Below are 4,420 nucleotides of genomic sequence, written 5' to 3'. Positions count from 1 at the left end.
GGCTTCACTGGGCGGCCTGGTCGGCGCCAGGCAGCTTGATTTCAACGTAGGCTTCGTCGCGGATCTGGCGCAGCCAGGTTTGCAGCTCTTCGTCGTATTTGCGGTTACGCAGCACGTTCAGGGCCTGTTGCTCACGCGCCTGCTCGGTGCTGTCGGTGGCCCGACGGCCCAGTACTTCCAGCACGTGCCAGCCATACTGGGTTTTGAACGGCTTGGTCACAACGCCTTGCTGGGCGTTGGCCATCTGCTCGCGGAACTCGGGCACCAGGCTGTTCGGGTCGACCCAGTTGAGGTCACCGCCGTTGAGCGCTGAGCCCGGGTCTTCCGAGTAGCTTTTCGCCAGTTCGGCGAAGTCTTCGCCGTTCTTGATGCGTTCGTACAGGCGCTCGGCCAGTTGCTCGGTGGCCGCGTCGCTGCGGATCTCGCTTGGCTTGATCAGGATGTGGCGCACGTGCACTTCGTCGCGCAGCACGTTCTCGCTGCCACCACGCTTCTCTTCCAGCTTGAGGATGATGAAGCCGTTGGGGATGCGGATCGGCTGGGTGATTTCACCCACGGGCATGCTGCTGAGCATCTTGGCGAAGTCTGGTGGCAGCTGGGCCGCTTTACGCCAACCCATCTCGCCGCCTTCCAGGGCGTTTTCGCTGGCGGAGCGGGCGATGGCCAGTTGGCCGAAGTCCGCGCCTTGCTTGAGTTGCTGGTACACCTCGCCCACCTGGCGTGCAGCCTTCTGGATGTCTGCCGAGTTGGCGGCTTCCGGGGTGGGGATCAGGATGTTGGCCAGGCGGTACTCTTCCGACATCTGCATCTTGCCCATGTCGGAGTTGAGGAAGTTCTTCACTTCCTGCTCCGACACCTGGATGCGCTCGGCCACGCGGCGTTGGCGCACGCGGCTGATGATCATCTCGCGCTTGACCTGGTCGCGGGCGTCGTCGAACGACAGGCCGTCATGGGCCAACGCTGCGCGGAACTGGTCCAGCGACATGCCGTTGCGCTGGGCAATGGTGCCGATGGCCTGGTTCAGTTCTTCGTCGGTGATGCGAATGCCGGAGCGTTCGCCAATCTGCAGTTGCAGGTTTTCGACGATCAGGCGTTCCAGTACCTGCTGTTCCAGGGCGCCGGCGGGCGGCACGCTGCCGCCGCGCTTGGCGATGGTTTGCTGAACCTCATGCACGCGCTGGTCCAGCTGGCTTTGCATGACCACGTCGTTGTCGACGATGGCCACCACGCGATCAAGCGGCTGTACCGCGGCATGCACCGCGCCACTCAGCAAAGCGACGCCCAGCAGCACTGGGCGCAGTCGATCAATAAGCTTGGTCTTCACGTTCACGGTAACCTTGAATGCCTTGGTCGAGGAAAGATTCGACCTTGTTGCCAACTACACCACCGAGGCCTTTCAGGACGATCTGAAGGAAGACACCGTGGTCGCCTTTTTCGTTCTGCGGAAGGGCCTGGCTGAAATCGTCGTAGTCGATCCAGTACCGGTTGACCAGACGCAGCTTCCAGCAGCAGTTGTCGTATTCGAAACCACCCATGGCTTCCAGGGTGCGGTTGCGGTTGTAGTCATGCTGCCAGCGGGCAATCACGCTCCACTGTGGCACGATCGGCCAGATGACCGAGAAATCGTGCTGCTGGATCTTGTAGTAATCCTTGATGTAGTTCGGATCGCCTGGGGTGCCATAGTCACCGCCGCCCACCTTCCAGGTACCCGTTGTCGAGTCGTAGGCGATGGTGTCGTTACGGTAGCGGTAGCCGAGGTTGACGATCTTGTTCGGGTTGTCTTCAGGCTGGTAGTGGAACATCGCGCTGCCCGAGCGGGTGCTGTGGCTGTCCGGGTCCCAGTTGAAGTCCGAATTGAAGCGCCAGTCGCGGTTGAAGTAGTAGTTGTACACCAGGGCGTATGGCGACACGTCGGACTGCGAGTCTTTGCGGGTGCGGTAGTCGATACCCGGCAACTGTACCTTGCGGTCTTTGAAGTAGTAGGCCTGGCCGATGCTGAAGTTCTGGCGCTCGAAGCCGTTGTCTTCGATCCAGCGGGTGGTGACACCCAGCGACAGCTTGTTCTCGTCGCCGATGCGGTCGGTGCCGCTGAAGCGGTTGTCGCGGAACAGCGAATCGTAGCTGAACAGGGTTTCGCCAGTATCGAACAGCGGGATGTCCTTCTGGTCCTTGTACGGGACGTACAGGTAGAACATGCGCGGTTCGAGGGTTTGACGGTAGTTGTTGCCAAACAGCGAGGTATTGCGGTCAAAGTACAGGCCGCTGTCGACGCTGAAGATCGGTACGTCGCGGCTTACGGAGCTGTCGTAGCTGCCGTAGGCGGTTGGATTTCGAGCTTCCAGGGCGATTGCATCGGCCTTGCCTTTGCTGTCGAGGTCCAGGTCGTACTGGGTGTAGGCATATTTCAGCTTGGGCGTCAGGAACCCATAGCTGGCCGTCATCGGGTAGCTGATGGACGGCGCCACATTCAGGCGGGTGCCGTTGGCCCGCTCGATGCCTTGGATGTTCTGATCAAGGCGACGACCGTCTGGCCCGGCTGTGAGGTCGAGGTTGCCATCCTTGTCGAACACGGTGTCGTTCTTCAAGTCACGCTCGAAGCGTACCGCTTCGGTCTCGTAACCCAGGTTCAGGCCGCCTGGCTGGAATGGCAGGGTACCGTTGAGGGTCAGCTGCGGCAGGCGGTCATACGGCGTGATCTGCGAAATGGTCGCCATTTCGTAGGCATGCACGTTCAGGCGCGCGGTGTAGCTGTCGCCACGGTAGGTCAGCGCGCCCTGCTGGTTCAGCACGTCGCGGCTTTCCACGCCGATCTGATCGGACTCCAGGTCCTGGAAGTAGAACGGGTCGCTGATGTCGGTGTAGTCCACCTCGGTCATCAGGCGTTCGTCCAGGCCACCCTTGTGCTGCCAGTTGACCATCCAGCGCTGGTCTTTGTAGTCCGTCTGGTCTTTGCGGTCGTCGTTCTTGTCGTTCAGGTACGCGCCGCCGAACTGGCCTTCGCTGGACTTGGTCAGGTAGCGGAATTCGCCTTCCATCAGCAAGCCGCGCTTGGTCATGTAGCGCGGGTACAACGTGGCGTCGTAGTTCGGCGCCAGGTTGAAGTAGTACGGCGTGACCAGCATGAAGCCGGTGTCGCTGCTGCTGCTGAACGAAGGTGGCAGGAAGCCGGACTGGCGACGATCGTCAATCGGGAAGTAGATGTACGGTGTGTAGAACACCGGGAAATCCTTGACCCGCAGGGTGACGTTGGTCGCGGTGCCGAAGCCGGTGGCCGGGTTCAGGGTGATGTTGTTGCCCTTCAGCTGCCAGGCGTTGCTGCCCGGTTCGCAGGTGGTGTACGTACCGTCCTTGAGGCGGATGATGGCGTTTTCGCCACGCTTGGCGTACAGGGCGCTGCCGCGGATATGCGACTTGTGCATCACGTATTCGGCGTTGTCGACCTGGGCTTCGCCCGTGTCGAGCTGAATCTGTGCCTGGTCACCGACTACCAGCGAGCCGTTGTCACGGATCTTGACGTTGCCTTTGAGCTCGCCACGGTTTTCGGCCTGGTACAGGTTGGCCTCGTCCGCTTCGGCCTGCATGCTGCCCTGGCGCATGACCACGTCACCGGCGAGGGTAGCGATCTGCTGCTCCTGCTGGTACTTGGACACCTTGGCATTGATGTAGGTCGGCGACTCGTCCTTGGGCGTGGTGTCGGCCATGCCTGGGCGAGTCGGCTCGATGTAGGCGCCACCGCAGTACGGGCCGGTTTCGGCCAGCTGTGCGGCAGTGAGCTTTTCACGCGGCACCCAGTCGAGGTGGCTGTAGTCTTCGCTGCGCGACTTCAGGCCGCGGCCTTTGGCCTCGGTGACCAGCATCGGCCGGTCCGCAGTTTCGCCTTCGCTCGCGGCTTCGGTGCCGCCGCTGACGGCGGCACCTTCGTGCACCGGGCGTGGCGGCAGGTTGCTGGCTGGGGTCTTGGGCTTGCAGTCCCAGCCGCCGGCGGCGGACACTTGGCAGTCAAACTGCTCGGCTGCCACCACGTACGATGTGGCCAGAGGTTGCAGGGCCAGCAGACCGCCGGTGACCAGCAACGGAAACTTTCTACGAAACGCGGGGGATTTCAATGCCATCTTATTAGTCCGGGCTTCCTGCGTGCCATCTGCCCGCGTGTGGGGCCGCACGCCTCTCGATGGTCTGAAAAAGATGCTGGATAATAAAGCATGACCCGCTTGACGGCTAGGGCCGTCGGAGACCCTTGTAATGCCTGAACACGATGTACGCCTGCAACAGCTGACGGTCTGGCTCGCCGAGCAGCTCGATGAACTTTTCCGCAGCAAGGCTTGGGGCGAGGTGCCCGAAGGCCGCCTGACCGCGGCCAGCAGCGATGCCAGCTTCCGCCGTTACTTCCGCTGGCAGGGGGCTGGGCACAGCTTCGTGG

Annotated in this window: 2 protein-coding genes and 1 pseudogene; 1 reads left to right on the top strand and 2 read right to left on the bottom strand. The window is 61.8% G+C overall.

Features of this window, described 5'->3' with window-relative positions; all coding sequences use genetic code 11:
* Positions 1-4 precede the first annotated feature (4 nt).
* Entirely contained in the window at positions 5-1,324 is a 1,320-nt protein-coding gene (surA, locus tag G1E_RS19550; protein WP_033690895.1) for a peptidylprolyl isomerase SurA, read from the bottom strand.
* Positions 1,305-4,112 carry an LPS-assembly protein LptD gene (locus tag G1E_RS19545; protein ID WP_047150036.1) on the bottom strand — a complete coding sequence of 936 codons (2,808 nt, stop codon included), beginning with the start codon at positions 4,110-4,112 and terminating at the stop codon, positions 1,305-1,307. The genes surA and G1E_RS19545 overlap by 20 nt, the downstream gene beginning before the upstream one ends.
* Positions 4,113-4,242: 130 nt before the next feature.
* Here G1E_RS19545 and G1E_RS29705 point away from each other — a divergent pair.
* Positions 4,243-4,420 (top strand): annotated as a pseudogene (locus G1E_RS29705) (aminoglycoside phosphotransferase); the annotation flags it as partial.

The sequence above is a fragment of the Pseudomonas sp. TJI-51 genome (assembly GCF_000190455.2).
In the GTDB taxonomy this organism is placed as follows: Bacteria; Pseudomonadota; Gammaproteobacteria; order Pseudomonadales; family Pseudomonadaceae; genus Aquipseudomonas; species Aquipseudomonas juntendi.
This window is presented reverse-complemented; position numbering and strand designations above follow the sequence as displayed.